This window comes from Porphyromonas gulae DSM 15663, assembly GCF_000378065.1.
Lineage (GTDB): Bacteria > Bacteroidota > Bacteroidia > Bacteroidales > Porphyromonadaceae > Porphyromonas > Porphyromonas gulae.
Map to the genome: position 1 here is coordinate 61454 of NZ_KB899152.1, position 25643 is coordinate 87096.

19 protein-coding genes and 1 CRISPR repeat array are annotated in these 25643 nt (G+C 50.4%); all 19 genes read left to right on the top strand.

Annotated features, from left to right (window positions below):
• The first annotated feature begins 32 nt into the window (after positions 1-32).
• Positions 33-1847: a CRISPR direct-repeat array (repeat unit 30 nt; unit sequence ATTTCAATTGCACCATACAGGAATTAAAAC).
• A gap of 206 nt (positions 1848-2053) precedes the next feature.
• The 19 genes from cobC (at position 2054) to F452_RS0103120 (ending at position 25390) form a co-directional block, all read left to right on the top strand.
• Entirely contained in the window at positions 2054-2587 is a 534-nt protein-coding gene (gene cobC / locus F452_RS0103025; protein WP_018964773.1) for an alpha-ribazole phosphatase family protein, read from the top strand.
• An 89-nt stretch (positions 2588-2676) separates the two neighbouring features.
• Positions 2677-3138, top strand: a complete 462-nt coding sequence (locus tag F452_RS0103030; protein ID WP_018964774.1) for a hypothetical protein — start codon at positions 2677-2679, stop codon at positions 3136-3138.
• Complete coding sequence (gene ybaK / locus F452_RS0103035; RefSeq protein ID WP_018964775.1) at positions 3135-3656, top strand: Cys-tRNA(Pro) deacylase; 522 nt, start codon at positions 3135-3137, stop codon at positions 3654-3656. Before F452_RS0103030 ends, ybaK begins: the two co-directional genes overlap by 4 nt.
• A gap of 33 nt (positions 3657-3689) precedes the next feature.
• Positions 3690-6242 (top strand): zinc-dependent metalloprotease, encoded by a 2553-nt coding sequence (locus F452_RS0103040; protein ID WP_018964776.1) that lies wholly within the window; start codon positions 3690-3692, stop codon positions 6240-6242.
• Positions 6243-6656: 414 nt separating this feature from the next.
• The gene (locus tag F452_RS0103045; RefSeq protein WP_018964777.1) at positions 6657-7598 is read left to right on the top strand and encodes a glucosaminidase domain-containing protein; all 942 of its coding nucleotides are present in this window, start codon (positions 6657-6659) and stop codon (positions 7596-7598) included.
• Positions 7599-7626: 28 nt separating this feature from the next.
• A complete protein-coding gene (locus F452_RS0103050; protein ID WP_018964778.1) occupies positions 7627-8793 on the top strand; it encodes an AIR synthase related protein in 1167 nt (388 codons plus the stop codon).
• Positions 8794-8817: 24 nt separating this feature from the next.
• Positions 8818-9903, top strand: a complete 1086-nt coding sequence (gene prfA / locus F452_RS0103055) for a peptide chain release factor 1 (RefSeq protein ID WP_026292142.1) — start codon at positions 8818-8820, stop codon at positions 9901-9903.
• A 16-nt stretch (positions 9904-9919) separates the two neighbouring features.
• Positions 9920-10750, top strand: coding sequence for an orotidine-5'-phosphate decarboxylase (gene pyrF, locus F452_RS0103060; protein WP_026292143.1), 831 nt, complete (start codon positions 9920-9922; stop codon positions 10748-10750).
• Positions 10751-10842: 92 nt separating this feature from the next.
• Positions 10843-11892 (top strand): UDP-3-O-(3-hydroxymyristoyl)glucosamine N-acyltransferase, encoded by a 1050-nt coding sequence (gene lpxD / locus F452_RS0103065; protein WP_018964781.1) that lies wholly within the window; start codon positions 10843-10845, stop codon positions 11890-11892.
• Complete coding sequence (locus F452_RS0103070; RefSeq protein ID WP_018964782.1) at positions 11871-13259, top strand: bifunctional UDP-3-O-[3-hydroxymyristoyl] N-acetylglucosamine deacetylase/3-hydroxyacyl-ACP dehydratase; 1389 nt, start codon at positions 11871-11873, stop codon at positions 13257-13259. Before lpxD ends, F452_RS0103070 begins: the two co-directional genes overlap by 22 nt.
• A complete protein-coding gene (gene lpxA / locus F452_RS0103075) occupies positions 13256-14050 on the top strand; it encodes an acyl-ACP--UDP-N-acetylglucosamine O-acyltransferase (protein WP_235317894.1) in 795 nt (264 codons plus the stop codon). Before F452_RS0103070 ends, lpxA begins: the two co-directional genes overlap by 4 nt.
• Positions 14051-14054: 4 nt before the next feature.
• Positions 14055-15569 carry a bifunctional ADP-dependent NAD(P)H-hydrate dehydratase/NAD(P)H-hydrate epimerase gene (locus F452_RS0103080; protein WP_018964784.1) on the top strand — a complete coding sequence of 505 codons (1515 nt, stop codon included), beginning with the start codon at positions 14055-14057 and terminating at the stop codon, positions 15567-15569.
• Between the two features lie 70 nt (positions 15570-15639).
• Positions 15640-16059: a DUF6769 family protein gene (locus F452_RS0103085; protein ID WP_026292144.1), complete on the top strand. Its 420-nt coding sequence runs from the start codon at positions 15640-15642 to the stop codon at positions 16057-16059.
• Positions 16060-16599: 540 nt separating this feature from the next.
• On the top strand, positions 16600-17823 hold the full coding sequence (locus tag F452_RS0103095) for an efflux RND transporter periplasmic adaptor subunit (RefSeq protein WP_018964787.1): 1224 nt from the start codon (positions 16600-16602) through the stop codon (positions 17821-17823).
• A 19-nt stretch (positions 17824-17842) separates the two neighbouring features.
• Entirely contained in the window at positions 17843-20962 is a 3120-nt protein-coding gene (locus F452_RS0103100; RefSeq protein WP_018964788.1) for an efflux RND transporter permease subunit, read from the top strand.
• 16 nt (positions 20963-20978) lie between these two features.
• On the top strand, positions 20979-22157 hold the full coding sequence (locus F452_RS0103105; RefSeq protein WP_018964789.1) for a TolC family protein: 1179 nt from the start codon (positions 20979-20981) through the stop codon (positions 22155-22157).
• Between the two features lie 717 nt (positions 22158-22874).
• A complete protein-coding gene (locus F452_RS0103110) occupies positions 22875-23354 on the top strand; it encodes an HU family DNA-binding protein (protein WP_018964790.1) in 480 nt (159 codons plus the stop codon).
• A gap of 35 nt (positions 23355-23389) precedes the next feature.
• The gene (locus tag F452_RS0103115) at positions 23390-24823 is read left to right on the top strand and encodes a hypothetical protein (RefSeq protein ID WP_235317545.1); all 1434 of its coding nucleotides are present in this window, start codon (positions 23390-23392) and stop codon (positions 24821-24823) included.
• 237 nt (positions 24824-25060) lie between these two features.
• Positions 25061-25390, top strand: a complete 330-nt coding sequence (locus tag F452_RS0103120) for a hypothetical protein (RefSeq protein WP_018964792.1) — start codon at positions 25061-25063, stop codon at positions 25388-25390.
• Positions 25391-25643 lie beyond the last annotated feature (253 nt).

Consider the following 25643-nt stretch of genomic DNA (forward strand, 5'->3'; position numbering starts at 1 on the left):
GCTTTTGCGTTCTCCTTTTTTTCAACACGGATATTTCAATTGCACCATACAGGAATTAAAACCCGTTTTTTTTGCGCCTGCCAGCGCGCGTACTGTCTATTTCAATTGCACCATACAGGAATTAAAACTAGACGGCCTTACACTCTTTCACGGCTGCGCATATGGATTTCAATTGCACCATACAGGAATTAAAACCTACCGGCAGAAGGTTCTAAGAATACACGCCCTTATTTCAATTGCACCATACAGGAATTAAAACACGATGATGGCGTCGGTATTTTTTTGGATCGATTCGATTTCAATTGCACCATACAGGAATTAAAACTAGACTTGGACGGACAAGCAAATCTTACGTTTTCTTATTTCAATTGCACCATACAGGAATTAAAACAAGCAATTGCACAATATCAAGTTTGCGCGGAACGGAATTTCAATTGCACCATACAGGAATTAAAACGTAAAAATCATTCCCATTATAACAATTACGGATCCAATTTCAATTGCACCATACAGGAATTAAAACAAGCAATTGCACAATATCAAGTTTGCGCGGAACGGAATTTCAATTGCACCATACAGGAATTAAAACGTAAAAATCATTCCCATTATAACAATTACGGATCCAATTTCAATTGCACCATACAGGAATTAAAACGAGATAGGGAACGGGGATATAATTGCCCTCAAAGAGATTTCAATTGCACCATACAGGAATTAAAACTTGAGTTCCCGGCTCTTATATGTCTAACCAAATCTGATTTCAATTGCACCATACAGGAATTAAAACAATGGAAACAAATTGATGAAATAACGGAGGCAGCGGTCATTTCAATTGCACCATACAGGAATTAAAACACCTATTATCCGCGGAGGGTAGAAAAGCCATTGTTCATTTCAATTGCACCATACAGGAATTAAAACGTACTCCGTCTTCACCTTGTCCACGTAGACTGTTTATTTCAATTGCACCATACAGGAATTAAAACGCAGATAATCAAAATCCAAACCTCGTATATAACACAATTTCAATTGCACCATACAGGAATTAAAACCGTGATGGTGTGGAAGGCTCTCGCTTTTGAAAGCGATATTTCAATTGCACCATACAGGAATTAAAACAGCTCTCTAAATTTTTCTGCAGTTGTCATTTTCTTATTTCAATTGCACCATACAGGAATTAAAACAGCAAAACGGATTCGCCCGGCCCAAAATGCAGGGTATATTTCAATTGCACCATACAGGAATTAAAACCGATAACGCTGAACATTCTTGTTGCATCTGGCAAACATTTCAATTGCACCATACAGGAATTAAAACCCCGATGAGTTAAAAGGACGATGTGTCCTCTTCAATTTCAATTGCACCATACAGGAATTAAAACCTAATGACTAAAACGAATCAATATGGACAAGGCTATTTCAATTGCACCATACAGGAATTAAAACGTCGTTTACGATCGGCGAATCGGCGGAGTTCGCGGAATTTCAATTGCACCATACAGGAATTAAAACAAAATCAATGCGGATAAAATGCTCCGCAATGCCTATAATTTCAATTGCACCATACAGGAATTAAAACGGAGAGAGTATTGAGATAAAGTTAATGTTTAGCGTAGAGATTTCAATTGCACCATACAGGAATTAAAACCCAGTCATGCTTGGTTTGGACTCTTTTGAAGCTGGATATTTCAATTGCACCATACAGGAATTAAAACACGATGATGGCGTCGGTATTTTTTTGGATTGATTCGGATTTCAATTGCACCATACAGGAATTAAAACATTCAAGCAGGTATCTTGCTCTCTCCTCGGGGTCGAATTTCAATTGCACCATACAGGAATTAAAACAAGTCCTCCACCAAAACGAAAAAATTCTCGCTCCACGTTTTTACGGATGCAGATCGGGCAATTTTCCGAACCGGAATACAAAAGCACTTCCATCCTCTCAGTTGATCGATAGCACGCGATTGGTCTGTTTTCAGATGCACTCTCTTTCTACTATCTTTGTCGGACTCGGAAGGCTTTTTTCCGACCGATACTCTAATAATCCACTGATGAAAATATATCTGATGCGCCACACTTCGGTGCTGCTCAATGGCAATGAGCACTGCTACGGATTCACCGATGTGGACGTTCGCGATACCTTCGAAGAGGAGGCTACGGCGGCGTGTGCCCGTCTCAAAGGCCTCGATCCGGAGGCTGTCTTTACCAGTCCCTTGCAGCGTGCAGCCAAGCTGGCGGCCTTTTGCGGCTATCCCGATGCCATCCGAGACGATCGGCTGAAGGAGATGAACTTCGGCGACTGGGAAGGAAAGCCTTGGGAGGAAATTTTGGACACAACAGACGTAGAAGCTTTTTTCCGCCGCTATATCGACGAACCTGTGCCCGGTGGAGAGTCGCAGCGAGAGCAGTTCGAGCGCGTGCGGGACTTCATACTGGAAAAGAAAGCTGCCGGCTATCGCTCCATCTTGATTTTCTGCCACGGTGGGGTGATCAATTGTGCCCGTACGCTGGTCGGACAATGCACGCTGGAGAGTGCCTTTGCCTCGCTCCCTCCCTTCGGCTCCCTGACCGAACTGATCTTATAAGAGCCGCAGGGCTATGGTCTTGCTCGGCACTATGCCGGCGGGGGCCTTGTTATTAAACAAATTGAACCGAATATTGTCATACGAAAACAATGGAGAAACCATTACACGAGAAAGCTCAATCCGACAGGAAGCAAGGGCTGACACCCCGTTTCTATCTTTATTGGCTGGGAATCCTGATTTTCGCAGCTGCTTTCACCGGCATGCTGCTGGATGATTTCAATTCGGAGGGCAGATCTGCCGGTTTGGAGCTGTTCTTTCATATCAGTGGAGGTGTAGCATTTTGTTTCGCTCTGGCAGAGCAGAGTGCCGTCTTTATCGGCCACAAACATGGGCGCATTGATCGGGCCACGGCTCTGCGCTATGCAGGCTTCATAGACAGAAACGGCTCGTGGAGTGCCTTGTTGATATGTCTGACCTTCGTCGCCTTCGGGTTGATGAAAATCGGACACGAAGGGACTAAGGCTTGGGACCTGGCACTCGGATGGCTCTTTGTGGTGGGCTTCGGCTATGCCGCTATCCGTTTTATCCTCAATCGTTTTCGCCGGAAATGACCGGAAAGATGCCCAAGACGAATGTGGCGCGTCTTCTCGATGCAGCACATATACCCTACGAACTCATCCCCTACGAGCCGGACGAGAGAGACCTCTCGGCCATCCATGTGGCGGAGCAGCTGGGTGAGGACGTCAGGCAGGTGTTCAAGACATTGGTATTGCGCGGCAATAAGACCGGACTGCTCGTCTGCATCGTGCCGGGCGATGAGGAGGTAGACCTCAAACTGGCAGCACGGGCATCGGACAACAAAAGCGTGGAGATGATCAGACAGAGCGAGCTCCTTCCACTCACGGGATACATACGTGGCGGCTGTTCGCCCATCGGGATGAAGAAGACCTATCCGGCTTACATTCATCATACCTGCATGTCTTTTCCTTATATATACGTCAGTGCCGGTGTGCGCGGCTTACAGCTTCGTATAGCTCCGGCCGATCTCCTGGCATACACGGGTGCCCGGTCGGCTTGCCTCTGTGGTGCTACGACAGAAGAAAAATCAACCATACATCAAACCCTATAATCAAGCATGAACAAAAGAATCTTTACTGCGTGCATGGCTGTTGCCTGCATCCTGCCCGTTTTCAGGGCTGAAGCGCAGAGCGATTACTTCTTTCGCTCGAAGAAAAAGAAGCCCGCAACGGAAGCTCCGGCTCAGAAATCCAAATTCGATCAGACCGTAGCCGGTGCAAAAAAGAGCGAAGGCCCTTTCACCGTTTACTTCACGAAGAAGAATGAGATCCTGTTTGCCATGCCCGACTCCGCATTCCGTCGGGAGTATCTCCTCAGCAGCCGTGTGGCTGCTACGAGCAATACGCGCGAAGCCGTGGCCGGACAGATGAGCACGTCTCCCTTCCTGATCAAATTCTCACGTGACAGTATCAACGTCTATCTCCACACGCCTCAGGTGGGTGCCGTGGTCAGAGAAGACGATCCTATCGTCCCCTCGTTCAAGAAGAACTTCTTCGACCCCGTCCTCAAAGCATTCCCCATCGTGGATACGAAAGACGGCAAGGTGCTGATCGACGTAACCAAATTTTTCCGCGAAGATGAAAAGAGCATTACGCCTCTGACGATCCTGCCACCCACGATGCAAAATGTCAATGTAATCAAGGGTATGCTCGACCCGACGGCCAGCATCGTAACGGAAGTCAAGAGCTTCCCCCGAAACGTGGAGATCAAGAGTATGCTCACCTACAAGACTCAGCCCTATTCCGAGCCATACACCCTGATCATGCAACGCTCCATCCTGCTCCTCCCGGAGAAACCGATGCGTATGCGTTTGCAGGACAATCGTGTGGGATTTTTCAATTCTCACCGCCAATACTTCACGACAGACAAGGACAAAGTGGAGTCATACAAGCTGATCCACCGCTGGGATCTCCAGCCCAAGGACAGTGCAGCCTATATGCGCGGCGAACTGGTGGAGCCTGTGAAGCCTATCGTTTTCTACGTGGACTCCGTCTTCCCCGACAAATGGCGCGCTACGATCAAGCAGGCTATCGAGGACTGGCGTACGGCTTTCGAAGCAGCCGGATTCAAGAATGCCATCATCGCCAAGGACTATCCCACGAAGGCGGAAAACCCCGATTTCGATCCGGACGACATTCGCTTCAGCTGTTTCAAATATGCCACTACGGCCACGGCCAACGCCATGGGCCCGAGCTTCGTAGACCCCCGAAGTGGCGAGATTATCTGTGCGGATGTGATCTGGTACCACAATGTGCTCTCCCTCGTCCACAACTGGCGCTTCGTACAGACCGGGGCCGTGGATCCGCGCGTTCGCAAGGCTGTATTCGACGATGATGTGATGCGCGAATCGCTCCGCTATGTGGCGGCTCACGAGATCGGTCATACCATCGGTCTGATGCACAACATGGGTGCCAGCTACTCCTTCACCATCGAGAACCTGCGCGATCCGAAGTTCACGCAGAAATACGGTACTACGCCGAGTATCATGGACTATGCCCGCAACAACTTCGTGGCGCAGCCCGGTGACTTGGAGCGCGGTGTACGTCTGACGCCTCCCATCCTCGGTGTGTACGACATTCATGCCATCAACTGGGCTTATCGTCTCGTGCCCGGAGCCAAAACCGCAGAAGAGGAAAAGCCGACGCTGAACGCTTGGATCGCCGAGAAGAAAGACGATCCCATGTTTACCTTCGGTGCACAGCAGTTCCCCTACACCATTGACCCCACAGACCAGACCGAGGACCTCGGCAACGATCACTTCCGCGCCGGCGACATGTCCATCAGCAACCTGAAGATTATCGCCAAGAACATGGACAAATGGCTCCTCGAAAAGGATGCTCGCTACGATGACCTGCGCGACATGCACGAACAGCTCATGTTCCAATACTACCGCCACGTAGGTCATATCATGCCTTATATCGGAGGTGTGGAGCACTTCGAAATCCGTCAGGGTGAAGAGAATACACTTTCCCGTCGTTTCATCACCAAAGACAAGCAACGCAAAGCCATGGATTGGCTCCTCAATCAGGCTCGTACCTACCGCCAATGGCTGGCCGAACCGGCTTTCCTCCACAAGGTGGAACAGAACTCTACGATGACCGACCTCTTGGGCAAGGCCATGGTGGCAGCACTCTTCAATCCGGGCAGTATAGGACGCATATACGAAGCAGAGCAGTCCGGACAACCGGGAGTGTACAAGCTCACGGATTATGCCAACGAGCTGATCGATGCCATCTTCAACGTAAAGGGCAATCTGACCGATGCCGACCGTTCTATTCAGAACCTGGCCATCGACCTCATGTCAGCCTATAGCGGTCTCTCCACGGAAAGCAAGAACACGGCACGCCGTCTGTCCGAAGAGCTGGACGCCCTGTCGCACAAGCTCAGCGAGGACAACCTCCCGTGTGCCCTCGGTTGCAGCGGTCACCACGCAACGGAGGAGGGAGCCAATTCATTCTTCCGTCTTACGGTCTTCTCCAAGCCGGCTCCGAGTGAAGTGATTGCACCCCTCCTGCTGCAACAGCTCAAGCGCGTGCAGACCATCTACCGCAATCGTAAGGCCACCGGCAACGCTGCCGACCGTTCGTTCTACGACTATCAGCTGCTCCGTCTGGAACGCCTGATGAAGACCAACTAAGAGTACGGACTTCCCCGTACCTCGGATCGCAAGGGGGCTGTGTCAAAATTCGTTTTGGCACAGCCCCCTTTTAGATGCGTAAGAATGCATAAAGGACAAAGCACTGGAGCTGGTAGAGAGGCAGGAGCGTAGGCGACTGAAGCCGAATGTCGCAAGCAACGCAGTAATTTGCCCTTTATGACAACACTCCGTCGCTTCTTCACAATAGCCATTTCTTGGAACTTGTCGGATTTTCTTTTGGAGGAATCTGCGAGCAAGCAGACGGCGTTTTCCGCCTTAAATCCGATGGAAAACATGGGTTAGAGGTCGTTCAAGATGTGGTTGCCCCGTTGCCATGGCACAATCTCCCTGATAGAGCGCAATTTATTTGTACTTTTGTAGCTAACGTTGTTCTGTTGCAACTATTTCAGACAGATGAGAGTAAACATTTGGCAGATCCTATTCGTTTCGGTTCTCTTTTTCTTCGGGACAGCCGTCGGGCTGGCTCAGAGCCGAAACCGCACATACGAGGCTTACGTGAAGCAGTATGCCGATGAGGCCATCCGGCAGATGAGCCGCTACAATATACCGGCCAGCATCACCATAGCACAGGCTTTGGTAGAGACCGGAGCCGGAGCCAGTACGCTGGCCAGCGTACACAACAATCACTTCGGGATCAAATGCCACAAATCGTGGACAGGCAAGCGTACTTATCGTACCGACGATGCGCCGAACGAATGCTTCCGCAGCTATTCGGCCGCTCGCGAATCGTACGAAGATCATTCCCGTTTTCTGCTCCAACCACGCTATCGTCCCCTGTTCAAACTCGACAGGGAAGACTATCGGGGCTGGGCTACGGGGTTGCAACGCTGTGGTTATGCCACCAATCGGGGCTATGCCAATCTGCTGATCAAGATGGTGGAGCTGTACGAGCTATATGCTTTGGATCGCGAGAAGTACCCCTCGTGGTTCCACAAGTCTTATCCCGGGACCAACAAAAAATCCCATCAAACGAGCAAGCAGAAGCAGAGCGGACTCAAGCACGATGCTTACTTCAGCTACGGACTGCTCTACATCATAGCCAAGCAGGGCGATACCTTCGATTCTCTGGCCGAAGAGTTCGACATGAGAGCCTCCAAACTGGCCAAATACAACGATGCTCCCGTGGATTTCCCGATCGAAAAGGGCGATGTGATCTATCTGGAGAAAAAGCACGCACGCTCCATCTCCAAGCATACACAGCACGTAGTGCGAGTGGGTGATTCGATGCACAGTATCTCCCAACGCTATGGCATCCGGATGAAGAACCTCTACAAGCTCAACGATAAGGACGGCGAATATATACCCCAAGAGGGCGATATACTGCGCTTGCGCTAAAACAAGAAAACAAAGACGAAGCAGCTATATGTCTAACGAACGCTATAACCTGCGCGGAGTGTCGGCCTCGAAAGAGGACGTGCATGCCGCCATCAAGAATGTGGACAAGGGTATTTTCCCTCAGGCATTCTGCAAGATTATTCCGGATATTCTCGGGGGTGATCCCGACTATTGCAATATCATGCATGCAGATGGAGCCGGCACCAAAAGCTCACTTGCATACGTTTATTGGCGGGAGACGGGAGACCTCTCCGTATGGAAAGGAATAGCACAGGATGCGCTGATCATGAATATAGACGATCTGCTGTGTGTCGGTGCCGTGGACAATATACTTGTGTCCTCGACCATCGGCCGGAACAAACGATTGATACCGGGCGAAGTAGTATCGGCTATCATCAACGGCACGGAAGAGCTTCTGGCCGATCTGCGTCGCATGGGTGTGAACGCCTATGCCACGGGAGGGGAAACGGCTGATGTGGGCGATCTGGTCAGGACTATCATCGTAGACAGTACGGTGACTTGCCGGATGAAGCGATCGGATGTGATAGACAATGCCCGTATCAAGGCCGGCGACGTTATCGTCGGGTTAGCCTCATTCGGGCAAGCCTCCTACGAGGAGCAGTACAACGGCGGTATGGGGAGCAACGGACTGACTTCGGCTCGCCACGACGTTTTTGCCCACTATCTGGCAGAGAAGTACCCGGAGAGTTTCGATCCCTCGGTGCCGGACGATTTGGTTTATAACGGCAGCATGAAACTGACCGACGCCATAGCCGGATTGGGATTGGACGCAGGCAAGCTCGTGCTCTCGCCCACACGTACCTACGCCCCTGTGGTCAAGGCCATACTGGACGAGATGAGTCGCCGCATTCATGGCATGGTACACTGCTCCGGCGGTGCACAGACCAAGGCGATGCACTTCGTCAAGAATAAGCGCGTGGTCAAGGACAACCTCTTCCCGACTCCACCCCTGTTCGAGCTGATACAGCGCGAAAGCCAGACCGAATGGGCGGAGATGTACAAGGTATTCAACATGGGACATCGTCTCGAAGTGTATCTGACTGAAGAGAATGCCTCACGCGTGATCGAAATATCCGAGAGCTTCGGCATTCCGGCGCGTATCGTCGGTCGTGTGGAAGAGGCTCCGGCCAACGAATTGATCCTCCAAACGCCCTATGGAGAGATCCGATACTAAACACCTCCACCCCGATACACCCGTATGTCAGAGAATAAACTATTAGACCGATTGGATGGCTTGGAGAGCCGTTTCGAAGAGATTTCCACGCTTATCACGGATCCGGCCGTAATCGCTGACATGAAGCGTTTTACGAAGTTGAGCAAAGAGTATCGCGATCTGGAGAAGATCCATACGGCCGGGCACGACTATCGCAATCTGCTCGCCAATATCGAAGAAGCCAAGCATACCATGACCAAAGAGAGCGACGAGGAGCTGCGCGAGATGGCTCGCGAGATGCTGGCCGAGGCTAACGAACGCTTGCCCATCCTGGAGGAGGAGATCAAGATGCTGCTCATTCCGGCCAATCCGGAGGATGACAAGAATGCCATCGTGGAAATTCGCGGTGGAACGGGGGGCGATGAGGCTGCGCTTTTTGCCGGCGACCTCTACCGCATGTACGTCAAGTATTGCGAGACCAAAGGCTGGCAGGTGGAGGTCACCGACCTGAGCGAAGGAGCCACGGGTGGTTACAAGGAGATCGTCTTCTCGGTCAAGGGGGAAGGAGTGTACGGTATCCTGAAATATGAGAGCGGAGTGCACCGCGTCCAGCGCGTACCCGCGACTGAGACGCAGGGGCGCATACATACTTCGGCAGCTACCGTGGCAGTCTTGCCCGAAGCCGAAGAGGTGGACGTGGAGATCAACCCGGCAGACATCGAGATGCAAACGTCCCGTTCGGGCGGAGCAGGAGGTCAGAATGTAAACAAGGTGGAGACCAAGGTGCAGCTTACGCACAAGCCTACGGGTATGGTGGTGGTTTGCCAGCAGGCTCGTTCGCAGATAGCCAACCGCGAGCTGGCTATGCAGATGCTGCGCACCAAACTCTACGACATAGAGCTGTCCAAGCATAACGAAGCTATTGCAGCCCGACGCAAGACGATGGTATCGACCGGCGACCGTTCGGCCAAGATTCGTACCTACAACTATCCGCAAGGACGAGTGACGGATCACCGCATCAATATGACGGTCTACAATCTGTCGGCAGTGATGGACGGTGAGGTACAGCCTTTTATCGATGCCTTGATAATAGCAGAAAACGTTGAGCGGATGAAAGAAGCCGCCTTATAATACAAGTAAATAGACGATGACAACGAAAGAACTTTTTGACCGGATTTGCCGGAAACGCTCGTTTCTCTGTGTCGGGTTGGATACCGATGTAAAGAAAATACCGCCACATTTGTTGAATGAAGATGATCCTATTTTGGCTTTCAACAAAGCCATCATCGATGCTACGGCCGAGTATTGTGTGGCTTTCAAGCCCAATATGGCTTTCTACGAGAGTATGGGCAGCTTCGGAGCCTATTCTTTTGAAAAAACGATCGAATACATTCGGGAGCAATACCCCGACCAGTTTATCATAGCAGATGCCAAGCGCGGAGATATCGGCAATACGAGCGATATGTATGCCCGTTCGTTTTTCGAGCATCTCAAGGTGGATGCCCTCACCGTTTCTCCTTATATGGGAGAGGATAGCATCGGCCCTTTCCTGAGCTATGCAGGCAAGTTCACGGTGCTTCTCGCTCTGACCTCGAACAAAGGCTCGCAGGACTTTCAGATGATGCGCGATGCTGATGGCGAATATCTTTTCGAACGCGTTATTCGTATCAGCCGGACGTGGGACAATGCCGGTCAGCTGATGTATGTGGTAGGGGCTACGCAGGCTACCATGCTGAAAGATATTCGCGAGATCGTGCCGGACGCTTTCTTGCTTGTCCCGGGCGTGGGAGCACAGGGCGGCAGTCTGGAAGACGTGGCCGAGTACGGCATGAACGCTCAGTGCGGTTTGCTTGTCAATGCTTCGCGCAGTATTATCTACGCGGATAATACGGAGGGGTTCGCCGCTAAAGCTGCCGGAGAAGCAGCTGCCATGCAGCGTCAGATGGAGATTGCTCTTCGGGCGAAAGGCCTAATCTGATCCATCGGGCTTCTATTAAACGTAAGAGAGTCGTATAGACTCTAAAGGAATAAATGTTTTGAGATCCATTGTACCTTAATTAACCCCGTCACATGGAATTTACAGCCCAACAGATAGCTGACTACCTCCACGGTTTTGTGGAGGGCAATCCTGAGGTGCGACTGCGCGACTTTGCCAAGATAGAGGAGGGTCGTAGCGGCTGTCTTTCGTTTTTGGCCAATGCCAAGTACGAACACTATTTGTACGACACCCAATCCGATGCAGTACTCGTCAATCAGGACTTCGAGCCACGCGAATCGGTAAAGACGACCCTGATACGAGTACCCAATGCCTATGCCGCATTGGCACAGCTGATGCAGTTGGTGGACAGCATGAAGCCTAAAAGAAAGGGAGTCGACTCCACAGCTTTCGTTCATCCATCGGTGACACTGCCGGAGGATTGCTATGTAGGAGCTTTTGCCTACGTATCGGAGGGAGCATCGCTGGGTGCCGGCTGTAGCTTGTATCCGCATGTTTATGTCGGTAGCGGTGTGTCTGTTGGAGAGGGGACGATCCTCTATCCCCATGCGACAGTATATGATGGCTGCTCCATCGGTTCGCGTTGCGTGATTCATTCGGGAGCCGTTATCGGAGCGGACGGATTCGGTTTTGCGCCGAGTGCCGATGGCTACAGCAAGATTCCGCAACTGGGGAACGTTATCATTGAAGATGATGTCGAAATCGGTGCCAACACCTGTATCGACAGGGCTGTGATGGACTCGACCATCATACACCGCGGAGTAAAGCTGGACAACCTTGTACAGATTGCTCACAACTGTTCTGTCGGAAGTCATACGGTTTTTGCTGCTCAAGTCGGCATGGCCGGTTCGTCCCATGTGGGCGAATGGTGCCAGTTCGGAGGACAGGTAGGTTTGTCCGGCCACATCAAGGTGGGAGACAGGGTCAGCTTAGGAGGGCAGACCGGTTTGTTGAGCAACGTCAAGTCCGGTTCCACGCTTCTCGGTTCGCCCGGCATGCCGGTTCGGGATATGCTCCGCGCATCAGTTATCCTCCCCAAACTTCCTGACATGAGTCGCCGCATCGAGCAATTGGAAAAAGAAATATCAGAACTAAAAGAAATATGCAAAAGCAACAAACACTGAAAGACAAGTTCAGCCTGCAAGGCAAAGGCCTACACACCGGACTGGATATTCATATTACTTTCTGTCCTGCTCCGGAGGAATCCGGATATAAAATCAAGCGTATCGATCTGGAGGGACAGCCCGTTATAGACGCCATCGCAGACAATGTGCACAGCACTCGTCGTGGTACGGTGCTGAAAAAGGGCGAAGTATCCGTCAGCACGATAGAACATGCCATGGCAGCTCTCTATGCCTTGGGCGTAGACAACTGCTTGATCGAGGTGGATGCACCCGAATTTCCCATCTTGGATGGCAGCGCGGAACCCTATGTGAGCGAAATCAAGCGTGTCGGCTTGGTGGAACAGGAAGCACCACGCGAGTATTATATAGTGAAAAAACGCATGGAGGTGTCCGATCCGGAAAGTAACTCCAAGTTGATCCTGCTGCCGGATGACGAATTTACGGTAGATGTACACATTGCTTTCCCCAGCAAAGTGCTTAGCAATCAATTCGCCTCTTTGGAAACTTTGTCGGATTTCGAAGAGCAGATCGCAGGTGCTCGCACCTTCGTTTTCGTTCGGGAGGTAGAGATGCTGCTGGAAGCCAATCTGATCAAAGGTGGCGACTTGGACAACGCCCTAGTCATCTACGACGAGCCGTTGGCGCAAGACCGCCTCGATGCTCTCAGCGATATGATGGGCGTAGAGCGGAAGCAGGTCAATGAATTGGGATACATCAACAACAAGCCTCTGATCTACGACAATGAACCGGCACGCCACAAGCTCCTCGATGTATTGGGCGATCTGGCTTTGATCGGGAAATATATGCGTGGACGTATCATTGCTACCTGTCCGGGTCACAGCATCAACAACAAGATGGCGCGTCTGATTCGCAAAGAAATCAAACAGAACGAAGCACAGGCTCCTGTCTACAATCCGAACAAAGAGCCGATCATGGACATCAACCGGATCAAAGAGCTTCTACCCCACCGCTATCCGTTCCTGTTGGTCGATAAGATCATCGAAGTAGGGCCGGACTATATAGTCGGAGTAAAGAGCGTTTCCGGCAACGAACCATTCTTCCCCGGTCACTTCCCCGGGGAGCCTGTGATGCCGGGAGTCCTGCAAGTAGAGGCAATGGCACAGGTAGGAGGACTCTTGGTACTCAATACCCTGACCGAGCCTTCGAGCTACTCCACTTACTTCCTGATGATCGACAAAGTGAAATTCCGCCGCAAAGTGGTACCGGGTGACACCTTGGTATTCAAGCTCAGAATGATTTCCGAGATACGTAGAGGAGTGGCCAATATGCGCGGCTTAGCTTTCGTAGGAGAGCAGTTAGCCTGCGAAGCTGAATTTATGGCACAGATAATCCAGAATAAAGAATGATGTCAGAGACTAAAATCAGTCCGTTGGCGTGTGTAGATTCACATGCCGAGATAGGAGTAGGCGTTGAGATAGGCCCTTTTGCCGTTGTAGAGGCCGGAGCGAAGATCGGCGATGGTTCCATTTTGCATCCTCATGCCGTAGTTCGTTACGGATCGACACTCGGTAAAGGCTGTGAGATCCATCCAAATGCAGTGATCGGAGGAGTACCGCAAGATCTGAAGTTCCAAGGAGAAGACTCCACTGCCATCCTGGGCGATTATACCACCGTACGCGAATGTGCTACCGTCAATAGAGGCACTGCCTCTCGTGGCACTACCATAGTGGGCAGCCACTGTCTGCTGATGGCCTATAGCCATATAGCCCACGACTGCGTATTGGGCGACCATATTATCATCGGCAACGCTACGCAGATAGCCGGCGAAGTAGAAATAGACGACCATGCCATCATCAGTGGAGGCGTATTGGTGCATCAGTTCGTACGTATCTCTCAGCATGTGATGATCCAAGGCGGCTCCCGCCTTTCGAAAGACATCCCTCCGTACGTATTGGTGGGACGGGATCCGCTCGTGTACTGCGGAATCAACATCGTAGGTCTGCGCCGCCGGAATTTCACCAACGAGCAGATTTTCCTGATCAATGATGTATATCGGACACTTTACCAAAGAGGTCTGAACAACTCCGATGCGATCGACATTATCCAACAGGAGTATGCCGATTGTCACGAGAAGCAACTGATATTAGACTTTATCAAATCATCCAAGCGCGGTATCGTCCGCGGAACCATGGAGTGAGGCCATGATCGGGATATTCACCGGAGCACGCATCAAGGAACTCGACCGCTACACGATAAAGAACGAGCCTATATCCTCGATCGATTTGGTCGAGCGAGCTGCCGCCACATGGGTGTACGAATTCGAACGTCTCTACACCCAGCAGCGTCGGGTCGTAGTCTTTGCCGGCCCCGGCAATAATGGAGCAGATGCCCTGTGCGCAGCCCGTATTCTGAGCGAAAACGGCTATTCGGTGGATGCCTTTCTCTTCAATGTCAGCGGATCGCTCAGCCCCGAATGCAACGAGTACAGGATACGTCTGTTGGAGACTCCGGGCATCAGGCTGACTGAGGTGGTGGACAACTTCACCCCGCCGGAACTTTCCGGCCAGGCCGTGGTAGTAGACGGGCTCTTCGGCGTAGGGCTGAATCGGCCTCTGAAAGGTGGATTTGCCAAGGTGGTGGAGTTCCTCAACCAGTGCGATGTAGAGATAGTATCGATTGACATTCCCTCGGGACTCTTCGAGGAGGATAACTTCGGCAATAATCCGAATGCCATCGTCAGAGCCACACACACCCTCACGTTCGAGTATCCCAAACTCTCCTTCCTCTTCTCCGAAAACGCCGACTATGTGGGCAAATGGAAAGTCCTGAATATCGGTCTGAGCGTGGAGGGGAAGCAAACGATCAAGACAGAGTATTTTCTCAATACCGATTTCGATATATCCGGCATCATCCGACAACGCCCTCGTTTTGCACACAAAGGGACGTTCGGCCACGCTCTGCTCATAGCGGGAAGTCGGGGCAAGATGGGAGCGGCTTGTCTGGCCGCAAAGGCTTGTCTCCGAAGCGGTATCGGCTTGCTGACCACTCATATCCCCGCCTGTGGAGAGAGCGTCATGCAGACCGCTGTGCCGGAGGCTATGGTGCATGCCGACGAAAGAGTGGATATTGTCTGTGATTATTCCTCCCCGCTGGTCTTTCAGGCGGTAGGCATCGGGCCCGGTTTGGGACGGGCAGAAGCTACCGTCCGTTTGGTCGAAAAGATGCTTTCCGCTCCTAATGGCCCCTTGGTGCTTGATGCCGACGCCTTGAATATCATCGCGGAAAACCGCGGTTGGCTCGACCGTCTGCCTATCAACAGCATCCTCACACCTCATTCACGAGAGCTGGAACGGCTGACCACCCATTGCAATACGGACTATGAACGGCTGCGCCAAGCCCGATTCCTCGCCTGTCATCATCATGTCTATGTAGTCCTGAAAGGAGCATTCAGTGCAACCTGTATGCCCGGCGGCATGGTCGTATTCAACAATACGGGCAACCCCGGCATGGCAACGGGCGGAAGCGGCGATGTCCTCATGGGCATCATTACCGGCCTGTTGGGGTCAGGCTATCTTCCCGCTTCGGCCTGCGTCCTCGGCAATTATATCCACGGTTTGGCCGGAGATATCTATGCCGGACGTTATAGTCAGGAGAGCCTGATAGCGTCGGATATTATCGACAATCTGGGTACTGCGTTCAGGCAAGTACGCGATTAGGGCGAAAATCGGCAAAAAATCTGTTAATACAAGAATAAAACCTTATTTTTGTTCCGAAATCGTGTCGCTCGTGAGAAAGAAGCTCTCCATATTCTTTATAGGCTTGGCCTCCCTTGTCGTGCTGATCATCGGGATTATGCCCCACCATCATCACAACAAAGGTATGGCTTGTCTCATGGCAAAGCATTGTCACGATGACGCCCTCTCGGGTAGCGAGCACACGCATAGCGAACCGACTTGCGTAGCCAAAACCTTCTACCTGTCCGCTTCCGAACTTCGGATCAAGAGCAGATCTTCTCTGTGCGACGAATGTCACGATCCGCATCATATCCATCTATATCCTATTCTCTTTGCCGTAGCCGATCTATTGCTACATCCGGTCGACGACCATTCGGCCGATCCCGAATATGGGGAATACCTGGTCTTTTATACCCCTTCCGAAGCAAGACCATCACATGGCTTGCGAGCCCCTCCTTTCATCTTTTCCTAAAACTGCTTGTGCTTCTCTTGGGCACAGCAGAAGGATCTTTCCCATTAGTCCCATAGCTTCTTTCTTTTGAGGCTGTCATAGAGCAGTCCTCATGCTGTCTGCTTTCAGGCTCTGAGGCGATCGTGTACGTCCCATACTACATGTATTCTCCTCTCGCTTTGGGCTAAGCAAACACGCAATCCACTTCGGACAAGGGAGATCCTCCAAGCAAATACGAGCCAAAAATCATCGGATCGCGGTTCGGAAAAATTCAAAAATACGAGCCAAAAAATTTTCGTTTACGAGCGTAAAATTTTCCCTTCCGGTTCGAGAAAAAAACTTTTCTCAGACCGTGTTTTTAGGAGCCATGTTCGTGCCTTTTTCCGGACAAGAGACGAAGATCGTGAAGGATGATCATCCTCGTGGTTTTTCTATTTCGAAAAGAACAAACCGATCGCCCGGCGAACATCTTCCTCTCTGTCCCGAAGGGCTATGAGACCAAGACGATTGTGCTCCTTATCGTGTCAAAAGTTTTACAGCAACAGGAAAACAAACATAAAGATGAAACCATACTATTTGTCACTATTATATATCGTCGCTGCCACAATCCTTACGGCATGCGATTCGAGCAATGCAGCCACACAGGCGGGGACAGAGCTCCAACACGAACATCCGGCCGGTCACGACCATGACCACGACCATGACGGGGAAGAGGACCATGATCATGACCATGATGAGGATAAAGCAGGGAAAAAATCGGCATCCGCCAACGAGATCCACTTCACATGCCGGCAGGCTGAAGCGGCAGGATTGCAGGTTGAGAAAGTGGCTCCCTCAACCTTCAACTACGTGATCAAAACAAGCGGGCAGATCCTGTCCGCACAAGGCGATGAGGCCACCGTGGTAGCCACAGCCAACGGCATCGTTTCATTCGTCAGCTCGGCCGTTACGGAGGGTGCTTCCGTTCGGGCAGGAGAGTGTATCGTCAGCATTTCTGCCAAGAATCTGCCGGATGGTGATCCCGTGACCAAAGCGAGGATCGCCTACGAATCCGCCAAAAAAGAACACCAGCGAGCCGAAAAACTGGTGAAAGACCAAATAATCTCGAACAAAGAGTACGAGCAGGCATGCAGAGACTATCAGACTGCCAAGACCATATACGAAGCCCAGGCATCCGGCACCGGAGCGGGAGGGATCAGGGTGACGGCTCCCATGAGCGGATATATCAAAAACCGCATGGTGAATCAGGGCGAATACGTGTCCGTAGGCCAACCCATCGCCACCATATCGCAGAACCGCCGCCTCCAGCTGCGGGCAGAGGTGTCGGAAAAATATTTCAAAAATGTAGGCAATATCAGCAGCGCCAACTTCCAAACTTCGTACGACAACAAACTCTATGAGCTGTCCGATCTGAACGGAAGACTGCTCTCTTTCGGACGGGCATCCACCCAGTCCTCCTACATCCCCGTCACATTCGAATTCGACAATGTGGGCAACGTGGTACCCGGCTCTTTCGTCACCGTGTACTTGCTCTCCAATGTACAGGAAGAGGTCCTCTCCGTCCCGGTGTCGGCCATTACCGAGGAGCAAGGGCTGCACTTCGTATACCTGCGGTTGGACGAAGAGGGGTATCAGAAACAAGAGGTTAGGCTCGGGCAGAGCAATGGCCGTCGGGTACAAATCCTGTCCGGACTGAAAGCCGGAGACAGCGTCGTCACCCACGGAGTGTACCAGGTGAAGTTGGCAGCCATCTCGTCCGTAATGCCCGAAGGTCATACCCATTAATGAGAGAGGACAGTAGATCATGCTGAACAAGATCATTCGGTTCTCTCTGAACAACCGGCTGACCATCCTGGTGGCATCCATACTACTGATGTTGGTCGGTACCTATACAGCCTCCAATATGGAGGTGGATGTATTCCCCGATTTGAATGCCCCCACCGTCGTAGTAATGACGGAGGCACCTGGCATGGCCCCCGAAGAGGTGGAACGCCTGGTAACCTTCCCCGTGGAGACGGCCGTCAATGGTGCTACCGATGTGCGTCGCGTGCGCTCTTCGTCCACGACGGGCTTCTCTATCGTGTGGGTGGAATTCAACTGGGGCACGGATATCTACCGTGCCCGTCAGATCGTGTCCGAAAAGCTGGCCGTGGTCGGTGCCGATCTGCCGGACAATGTGGGCAATCCTACGCTCGGTCCGCAATCCTCCATTCTGGGCGAGGTGCTGATTATCGGCCTTACGGCTGACAGCACATCGCTCCAGGAGCTGCGCACATTGGCCGACTGGACGATCCGACCGCGACTGCTCTCGATCGGAGGTGTGGCTCAGGTGACGGTACTCGGCGGCGACATCAAGGAGTATCAGATACTGCTGAACCCCGAAAAGATGAAGCACTACGGCATCACGCTGGCCGAAGTCCGTGCCACTGTCAGCCAAATGAACCGCAATGCCTCGGGAGGTGTGCTGTATGAATACGGCAACGAATATATCCTTCGCGGACTCCTGTCCACGAACGATGCAGACGCATTGGGACAGACGCTGGTGAAAAGCATCGACGACATTCCCGTAATGCTCGAAAGCGTAGCGGAGGTGACCGTAGGCAATAAGGCACCCAAGTTAGGTCTTGCTTCCGAGCGAGGGCAATCTGCCGTACTCGTGACCATCACCAAACAGCCGGCAACGAGTACCCTGGAGCTGACCGAGAGGCTGGATCGGTCTCTGGCCGATTTGCAACAGGCACTCCCTGCCGATGTCAAGGTGAGCACGGATATTTTCCGTCAGGAACGTTTCATCGAAAGCTCCATCGGCAACGTAAAAAAAGCGCTGTACGAGGGCGGTATATTCGTTGTGATCGTATTATTCATTTTCCTGATGAATGCTCGTGCTACAATCATTTCGCTGGTGACCATCCCGCTTTCGCTGGTGACGTCCTTTTTGGCTCTCAAGCTGATGGGGCTTACCATCAATACGATGAGTCTCGGAGGTATGGCCATTGCCATCGGTTCGCTCGTGGACGATGCCATCGTGGATGTGGAGAATGTATTCAAACGCCTGCGCGAAAACCGCCTGAAGCCTCGCGAAGAGCGGGATACGGTGCTCAATGTCATATTCGAGGCCTCGAAAGAGGTGCGTATGCCGATCCTCAACTCTACTTTCATCATTATCGCCAGCTTCGTGCCGCTGTTTTTCCTCTCCGGCATGGAGGGGCGTATGCTGGCTCCGCTTGGGATAGCTTTCATCATCGCACTTGTGGCATCTACCTTCGTGGCACTTACGCTTACGCCCGTGCTCTGCAGCTATCTGCTCGCCAAGGGGAAGAAAGAGGATGCACCCGAAAAGGAACCCATAGTGGCCAAGAAGTTGAAAGGTTGGTACGAGCAAGCTCTTCGTCGCGCTCTCGCCAATACGAAAAAGGTATTGCTTGCGACCGGTGGCGTGCTGGTGGCTACGCTCGTCACCTTCTTCACGCTCGGACGTAGCTTCCTGCCTGCCTTCAACGAAGGATCGTTCACCATCAACGTAAGCACACTCCCCGGCATCTCGCTGGAGGAGAGCGACAGGATGGGGCGTATGGCAGAGGAGATCCTGCTCTGTGTGCCCGAAGTACAGACTACGGGACGTAAGACCGGACGTGCCGAGCTGGACGAGCACGCACTGGGCGTCAATGTGTCGGAGATAGAAGTGCCGTTTGTCCTCAAGGATCGCTCCAAAGACGAAGTCCTGGCCGACATTCGTGAGAAACTGAAAGTGCTACCGGGTGTGAATATCGAAATAGGTCAGCCCATTTCGCACCGTATAGATGCCATGCTATCGGGTACGCGCGCCAACATTGCCATCAAGCTATTTGGGCCCGATCTGAACCGCCTCTTTGCAATCGGCAATCAGATCAAGGCTTCCGTCCACGATGTGAAGGGAGTAGCGGATCTCAACGTGGAACAGCAGGTGGAACGCCCCCAACTCAAGATCGTACCGAAGCGCGAGATGCTGGCCAAGTACGGACTCACGCCGGTAGGGTTCGCCGAGATAGTGGATGTGATGCTTGCCGGAGAAGTCGTTTCGCAGGTATACGAAGGCAATCGTTCGTTTGACCTCACCTTGAAGGTGAACGACGAGAGTCGAGAGACTGCTGACCGCATCCACGATCTCATCATAGATGCAGGCGGACGGAAGATTCCCTTCGCTTATGTGGCCGACGTGGTGTCGGCATCGGGTCCGAACACGATCAACCGCGAGAACGTTTCCCGCAAAATAGTCGTTTCGGCCAACGTAGCCGGACGCGATCTGCGCAGCGTAGTCAATGATATTCAGGAAAGGATCGATGCCGACATCTCACTTCCCGAAGGTTATCATATCGAGTACGGGGGGCAGTTCGAGAGTGAGCAGGCCGCATCGCGTACGCTGCTCATTACTTCGATATTTTCCATTCTGGTGATCTTCCTCTTGCTTTTCAACCAGTTTCGCAACCTTACTCAGTCGGCCGTCAGCCTTCTCAATCTGCCTTTGGCTCTGATCGGCGGCGTACTCACGATTTTCTTCACGGGGGGGATCATCAGCATTCCGGCCATCATCGGCTTCATATCGCTGTTTGGGATAGCTACGCGCAACGGCATGTTGCTCATTTCACGCTACAACGATTTGCAGCAAGCAGGCCTTTCTCCATACGAAAGCGTCATGCGCGGTTCGCTGGATCGTCTGAATCCGATCCTGATGACGGCGCTCACTTCCGGACTAGCCCTTATACCATTGGCTCTTGGTGGCGAACTGCCGGGCAACGAGATCCAGAGTCCGATGGCTAAAGTGATACTCGGGGGATTGTTTTCCTCCACCATTCTCAATGGTTTTATCGTGCCGATTATGTATCTGCTGACGAATAAAAGCTATAGAGAAAGGACGTTCCGAAATCGACAAGTTACAATCGAATAAGAAAGACGGAAAAAGAATGAAAGCAATCTTCATAAGCATATTGGCCATTTTGGCGACTACTCCCCTTTGGGCACAGAAAGGCATGAGCGATGTACTGCGTGCCATCGAAGAGAACAATACAACGCTGAAAGCTCTTCGGGAGAGCACAGAGGCAGAAAAACTGAACAACCGTACCGGAATATATCTGTCCAATCCGGAAGTGGAGGTCGGCTATCTATGGGGAAACCCTGCGGAAATCGGAAATCGGACGGACTTCAGCATTACGCAGAGCTTCGACATCCCTACCATCACGGGCATGAAGAGCCGTGCAGCCAAGATGCAGGACAAACTCTTGGACTGGCAGTACAAAACAGATCGGATGAACATCCTGCTGGAAGCCAAGACGTATTGTATCGAATTGATATACAACAATGCTCTCTTGCTCGAACTGGCGCGTCGGCTCCGACACGCCACCACGATTGCCGAAGGATACGAAGCTCGCCTGAAAGCCGGCGACACCAATCAGCTGGAATACAACAAGGTGAAGCTGAACCTCGCGGCCGTACAGGGCGAAATATCCCGTGTGGAGGTGGAGCGAAACGCACTGCTCGTCCGGCTCAAGCGACTGAACGGAGGAATAGAGATCGTATTCGACGAAAGCCGCTATCCGGAGGTTATCTTACCACAGGATTTTGCTGCATGGTTCGACGGGGTAGCAGAAAAGAATCCACAGCTGGCATACGCCCACGAAGAGATCTTGGCAAGCAAACAGCAGGTCGCGTTGAGTCGTGCGACAGGTCTGCCGACATTCTCTGCCGGCTATGTAAGTGAGAAAGTAGGCGGCGAAAGGTTTCAGGGTGTATCCTTAGGCGTCTCTGTGCCTTTGTGGGAAAATAAAAACCGCATCAGACAAGCCAAGGCCTCGGCGAGAGCAGCCGAAATGCGTGAGGCGGACACTCGGCAGCAGCTATACAGCGGGCTCCAGCTCCTGTATGACCGTGCTGTCGGCCTCAAGACAACGGCCGAAGGTTATCGCAAGTTGCTGACCACATCGGACAATGCCGACTTGCTCAAGAAAGCATTGGATACGGGAAAGATCTCTCTGCTGGACTACATCGTGGAAATGGGACTCTACTATGATACGGTTAGCCGAGCGATGGAAGCCGAGCGCGACTATCAGCAGGCATTTGCAGAACTCTGGGCAGTCGATTTGTAATTATATATGTTGGGATGGAGGGTCGGAAGGCAGCCTGTGTATTATCGCTTTCCGACCCTCCTGTTATATTCGCCCGATTGGTCGTCAGGCTCTGTTTTTCTATTGACGGTCATTGGAGATTTAGGGAACCTTTGCTCAATAAAACAAATAGACAAAAGCACCTGTTTATCGCGCAAAGAGATCTTATACAAGAACCCCTTTCTTTTTGTCGTTAAAATGTCGTTTTGGGCACTTATCGGACAGATTATATGAGATAAATCTTCTACCTTTGCTCGCAACGTAAATATATTCTTAATAAGAAATGACAAGTAAATACTTTCATACCGGACATGAGCGTTTTATGTCGATGATGTCCTTGCTGCGTATCCCTGCTTGTTTCGACCGCACTTCCCAAAATACCCCCCCCCCATATTTGTTAAAAACGGTATAATTCGTTTTGTTTTCGATAACCGACTTAAGGCTATATCGGCCTCTGCCCCTTGTCGAAATTTTTTCTTTTCCATCCTTTTTCGATCGCATTTTACGGCCTTTCGGAGCATATTCCGGAGGGGGTCGAGCTACGCCCTACAGCGTAGCTCGAAGAGCTGTACGGGACAGCTCGTCATCCTCTACGGCATACCGCCTGCTCTCCTATGGTATAGCCCGTTATCCTCTTCGGACTGAGATATTCGGACAAAAGCAAATCCAATTTTTACTAACATAAAAAATAGAATTACTATGAAGTATTCAGTATCCAAACGAGTAGTTCGCTTAGGCAAAGATGCCGGCAAAGAACTCTACTATGCCAATCCCGTCTCCGTAAAAACTGCCACAATGAAAGATCTCTGCGACTTGATGGCCAAGAACACGACGGTCGGTCGTGCCGATATTTATGCCGTCTTGGAACAGCTGTCGGATTCGATCCGCTACCTCGTCGGTCTTGGGATGAATGTCGATCTCGCCGGGTTGGCCACTTTCCGTGGCACGTTCAAAAGCCAAGGCGTGGAGAACAAGGAGGACTTCAATCCTCGCATGCACATCAGCAAACCGGCCATCGGCTGCATCCTCAAGCGTTCGTTCAAAGAACTGAACGGCGTAACCTATGAGCAGGTGGAAGTGGCAAACAAAACCAATAGCAATACCCCAACGCCTTCGCAGCCCTCAAATACGGGCGACAATAGCGGCGGTGAACAAGGCTCCACCGGAGGCGGACTATAAACTATGGTAATAAATTTTCTAAATAAGTATAATGGATGAATAATTTGAAAAATAATATGAAACAACTACTCTCTCTTATTCTTTTCTCTATCCTTGGTTTTTATCCAAGTTCATTAGAGTCACAAACACGCTATGTAAGAGAAAATTCCATCACAACGATACAAGCAAGATTAGACACAGTATGTTATTTCCCTGATAGAGGAGACCTATTTCCCATGACCGAGAACTCAGCTATTTTGGAATTTCAGTATCCGAAAAGTGCCAATTCGCATGTTCTTATTCAGCTTAAAAGGATTTTTTTGCGAAATCCATGGGCAGTGATCGAAGAGAGTATTCCTAACTCGATCCTTCAATTATCTCCCGAGCAAATCGTCAAATATAGATTACAGGAATCGAACGTTCTTAAAGATGCTCCTTCCGGTGATTATTGCGATTTGTTGGACTTAAGTGTATTGACTGTACAGCATGACGGAGCGGATATGCTGACGGTAAGGCACCACATTAATATCAATCAAGCTCTTTACGATGCAGCTACATGGAATCATCGAACAGAAACCGAGAGTTGCGTGAGTATTGATAAAAAGACAGGTAAGATTCTGGATATATGGGATGTTTTCGATGTCAGGCAAAAGGAGAATATAATTGGCTGTATCAAAAGACATATTTCTTCTTCACAAGAAGCACAAGAAGCGATACAGTACTTATGCTTTCATAGAGCAGGAGGGCCTGTTTTGGACCCAACAGATCCATTTTATCAAAATCCCGAACTCGATCTATGTTTGAAATATCTTTTAAACGAACCTTTTAATCACAGCTTTAGTGTTGGTTATGGATATGAGGGTGTGATACTGACTCTTTCGGCCAGACTTTATACTCCCGATAGTGATTCTTCATACAAGATTGTGATTCCGTGGTATGCTTTTGAGATCCATACCGATCGTACGTCGAGGGACTTGTGCTCTTTTCTGACAGAGAAAGGGAAAAAATATATTGCTCCTCTCTTCAAGTTTTGTGCTGATGCCAGTATTGGACAAATACAAAAAGACGAGAGATATTCAAATCAAAGTAAAGGGCAAATTATAAGTCAAGAACAACTTCGTCGTACATATCGCGGACAATTGGACGCTGCAGCATCGCAGATGACCCAAAAGCTTATGAGAGATATTTCACCACAAAGTGGAAAAGAAGCACGTTACGTCTTGGATTTAGAGAGTATCCACTATGACGAAGAAACCAATATGGTTTCAAGCAAAGTATTATTGATATGGCAAGCAAGAGAATTTATGGCAAATATCTCTTATGGAGAGTGTCAAGTATCAGGTACCCTTCAGGTATATATGCCTATTCGCACGATTGATTCTACAAAAGCAATCCTCAGAGTCGATAAATACAATGAACATTTGAAGAAAGTGTCCATGGAAAAAGACCGTGCCAAGTTAAATCGAGGAATAGTAATCGTTCTGAATTGATTTTGTAATCATTAAAAGAGTGGTAACATAGCAAAACTGTAAAAATTATAATTGACAATATCCGGATATGAAAAGATTTTATCAAATCACAGCCTTATCATTTTTTTTGTGATAGCGTTTACTTTCAGTAATTGTGATGCCCCCAATACTGTACAGAAACATCAGGGAGCTTGGATTTCAAAGCAGGAACAACTTCGTCGCACATATCGGGGAATCTTGGAAACAGCGTCATCGCAGATGCTTAAAACTTTGATGAAAGAGTTTTCACCACAAAGTGGAAAAGATGCTCAATATGTCCTTGACCTAAACAATATGTCCTATGACGACCAGAACAATATGGTTTCAGCAAAAGTATTATTGACATGGCAAGCAAGGGAATTTTTAGCTGGTATTCCTTATGGAGAATGCCAAGTGTTAGGTACTATTTATGTATACATGCCTATTCGTACTTTTGATTCTACCGAAGTTATTCTTATCCCTGATAGATATAATGCACATCTAAGAGATGTATCGACCGATGCCAAGTGTGCCAAGTTAGAGCGAGGAATAAGAATAATTCTGAGTTAGTTGATACTTCTTTGGGGTATTCTGTTTTTTGAGGGGGCTGTGTCAAAATTCATTTTTTGCGCAGCCCCTTTTCTTTTCGGTTTGGTGTTGGTTAAGCCACCGGTTTTAGCCTTTGAGGGATATTTTTGTGTCTTTCGAGTAGGAAGAAGGGCATGAGGCCGAGATTGAGGGTTGATATAGGTCTTTTCGGGGTGTTTTTCGCCTTTCGAGCAAGCTTAGCCCATAGTTTCTTCAGATTAAAGGCCATAGCTAG

What these genes read in the sequence shown, in the direction of transcription:
- F452_RS0103050 (WP_018964778.1), top strand. Translation starts at nt 7,627, where the DNA reads ATGTCTAACGAACGCTATAACCTGCGCGGAGTGTCGGCCTCGAAAGAG.
- F452_RS0103115 (WP_235317545.1), top strand. Translation starts at nt 23,390, where the DNA reads ATGAATAATTTGAAAAATAATATGAAACAACTACTCTCTCTTATTCTT.
- F452_RS0103070 (WP_018964782.1), top strand. Translation starts at nt 11,871, where the DNA reads ATGCAAAAGCAACAAACACTGAAAGACAAGTTCAGCCTGCAAGGCAAA.
- cobC (WP_018964773.1), top strand. Translation starts at nt 2,054, where the DNA reads ATGAAAATATATCTGATGCGCCACACTTCGGTGCTGCTCAATGGCAAT.
- F452_RS0103045 (WP_018964777.1), top strand. Translation starts at nt 6,657, where the DNA reads ATGAGAGTAAACATTTGGCAGATCCTATTCGTTTCGGTTCTCTTTTTC.
- lpxA (WP_235317894.1), top strand. Translation starts at nt 13,256, where the DNA reads ATGATGTCAGAGACTAAAATCAGTCCGTTGGCGTGTGTAGATTCACAT.
- prfA (WP_026292142.1), top strand. Translation starts at nt 8,818, where the DNA reads ATGTCAGAGAATAAACTATTAGACCGATTGGATGGCTTGGAGAGCCGT.
- F452_RS0103080 (WP_018964784.1), top strand. Translation starts at nt 14,055, where the DNA reads ATGATCGGGATATTCACCGGAGCACGCATCAAGGAACTCGACCGCTAC.
- F452_RS0103110 (WP_018964790.1), top strand. Translation starts at nt 22,875, where the DNA reads ATGAAGTATTCAGTATCCAAACGAGTAGTTCGCTTAGGCAAAGATGCC.
- F452_RS0103040 (WP_018964776.1), top strand. Translation starts at nt 3,690, where the DNA reads ATGGCTGTTGCCTGCATCCTGCCCGTTTTCAGGGCTGAAGCGCAGAGC.
- F452_RS0103120 (WP_018964792.1), top strand. Translation starts at nt 25,061, where the DNA reads ATGCTTAAAACTTTGATGAAAGAGTTTTCACCACAAAGTGGAAAAGAT.
- ybaK (WP_018964775.1), top strand. Translation starts at nt 3,135, where the DNA reads ATGACCGGAAAGATGCCCAAGACGAATGTGGCGCGTCTTCTCGATGCA.
- lpxD (WP_018964781.1), top strand. Translation starts at nt 10,843, where the DNA reads ATGGAATTTACAGCCCAACAGATAGCTGACTACCTCCACGGTTTTGTG.
- F452_RS0103105 (WP_018964789.1), top strand. Translation starts at nt 20,979, where the DNA reads ATGAAAGCAATCTTCATAAGCATATTGGCCATTTTGGCGACTACTCCC.
- F452_RS0103095 (WP_018964787.1), top strand. Translation starts at nt 16,600, where the DNA reads ATGAAACCATACTATTTGTCACTATTATATATCGTCGCTGCCACAATC.
- F452_RS0103030 (WP_018964774.1), top strand. Translation starts at nt 2,677, where the DNA reads ATGGAGAAACCATTACACGAGAAAGCTCAATCCGACAGGAAGCAAGGG.
- pyrF (WP_026292143.1), top strand. Translation starts at nt 9,920, where the DNA reads ATGACAACGAAAGAACTTTTTGACCGGATTTGCCGGAAACGCTCGTTT.
- F452_RS0103100 (WP_018964788.1), top strand. Translation starts at nt 17,843, where the DNA reads ATGCTGAACAAGATCATTCGGTTCTCTCTGAACAACCGGCTGACCATC.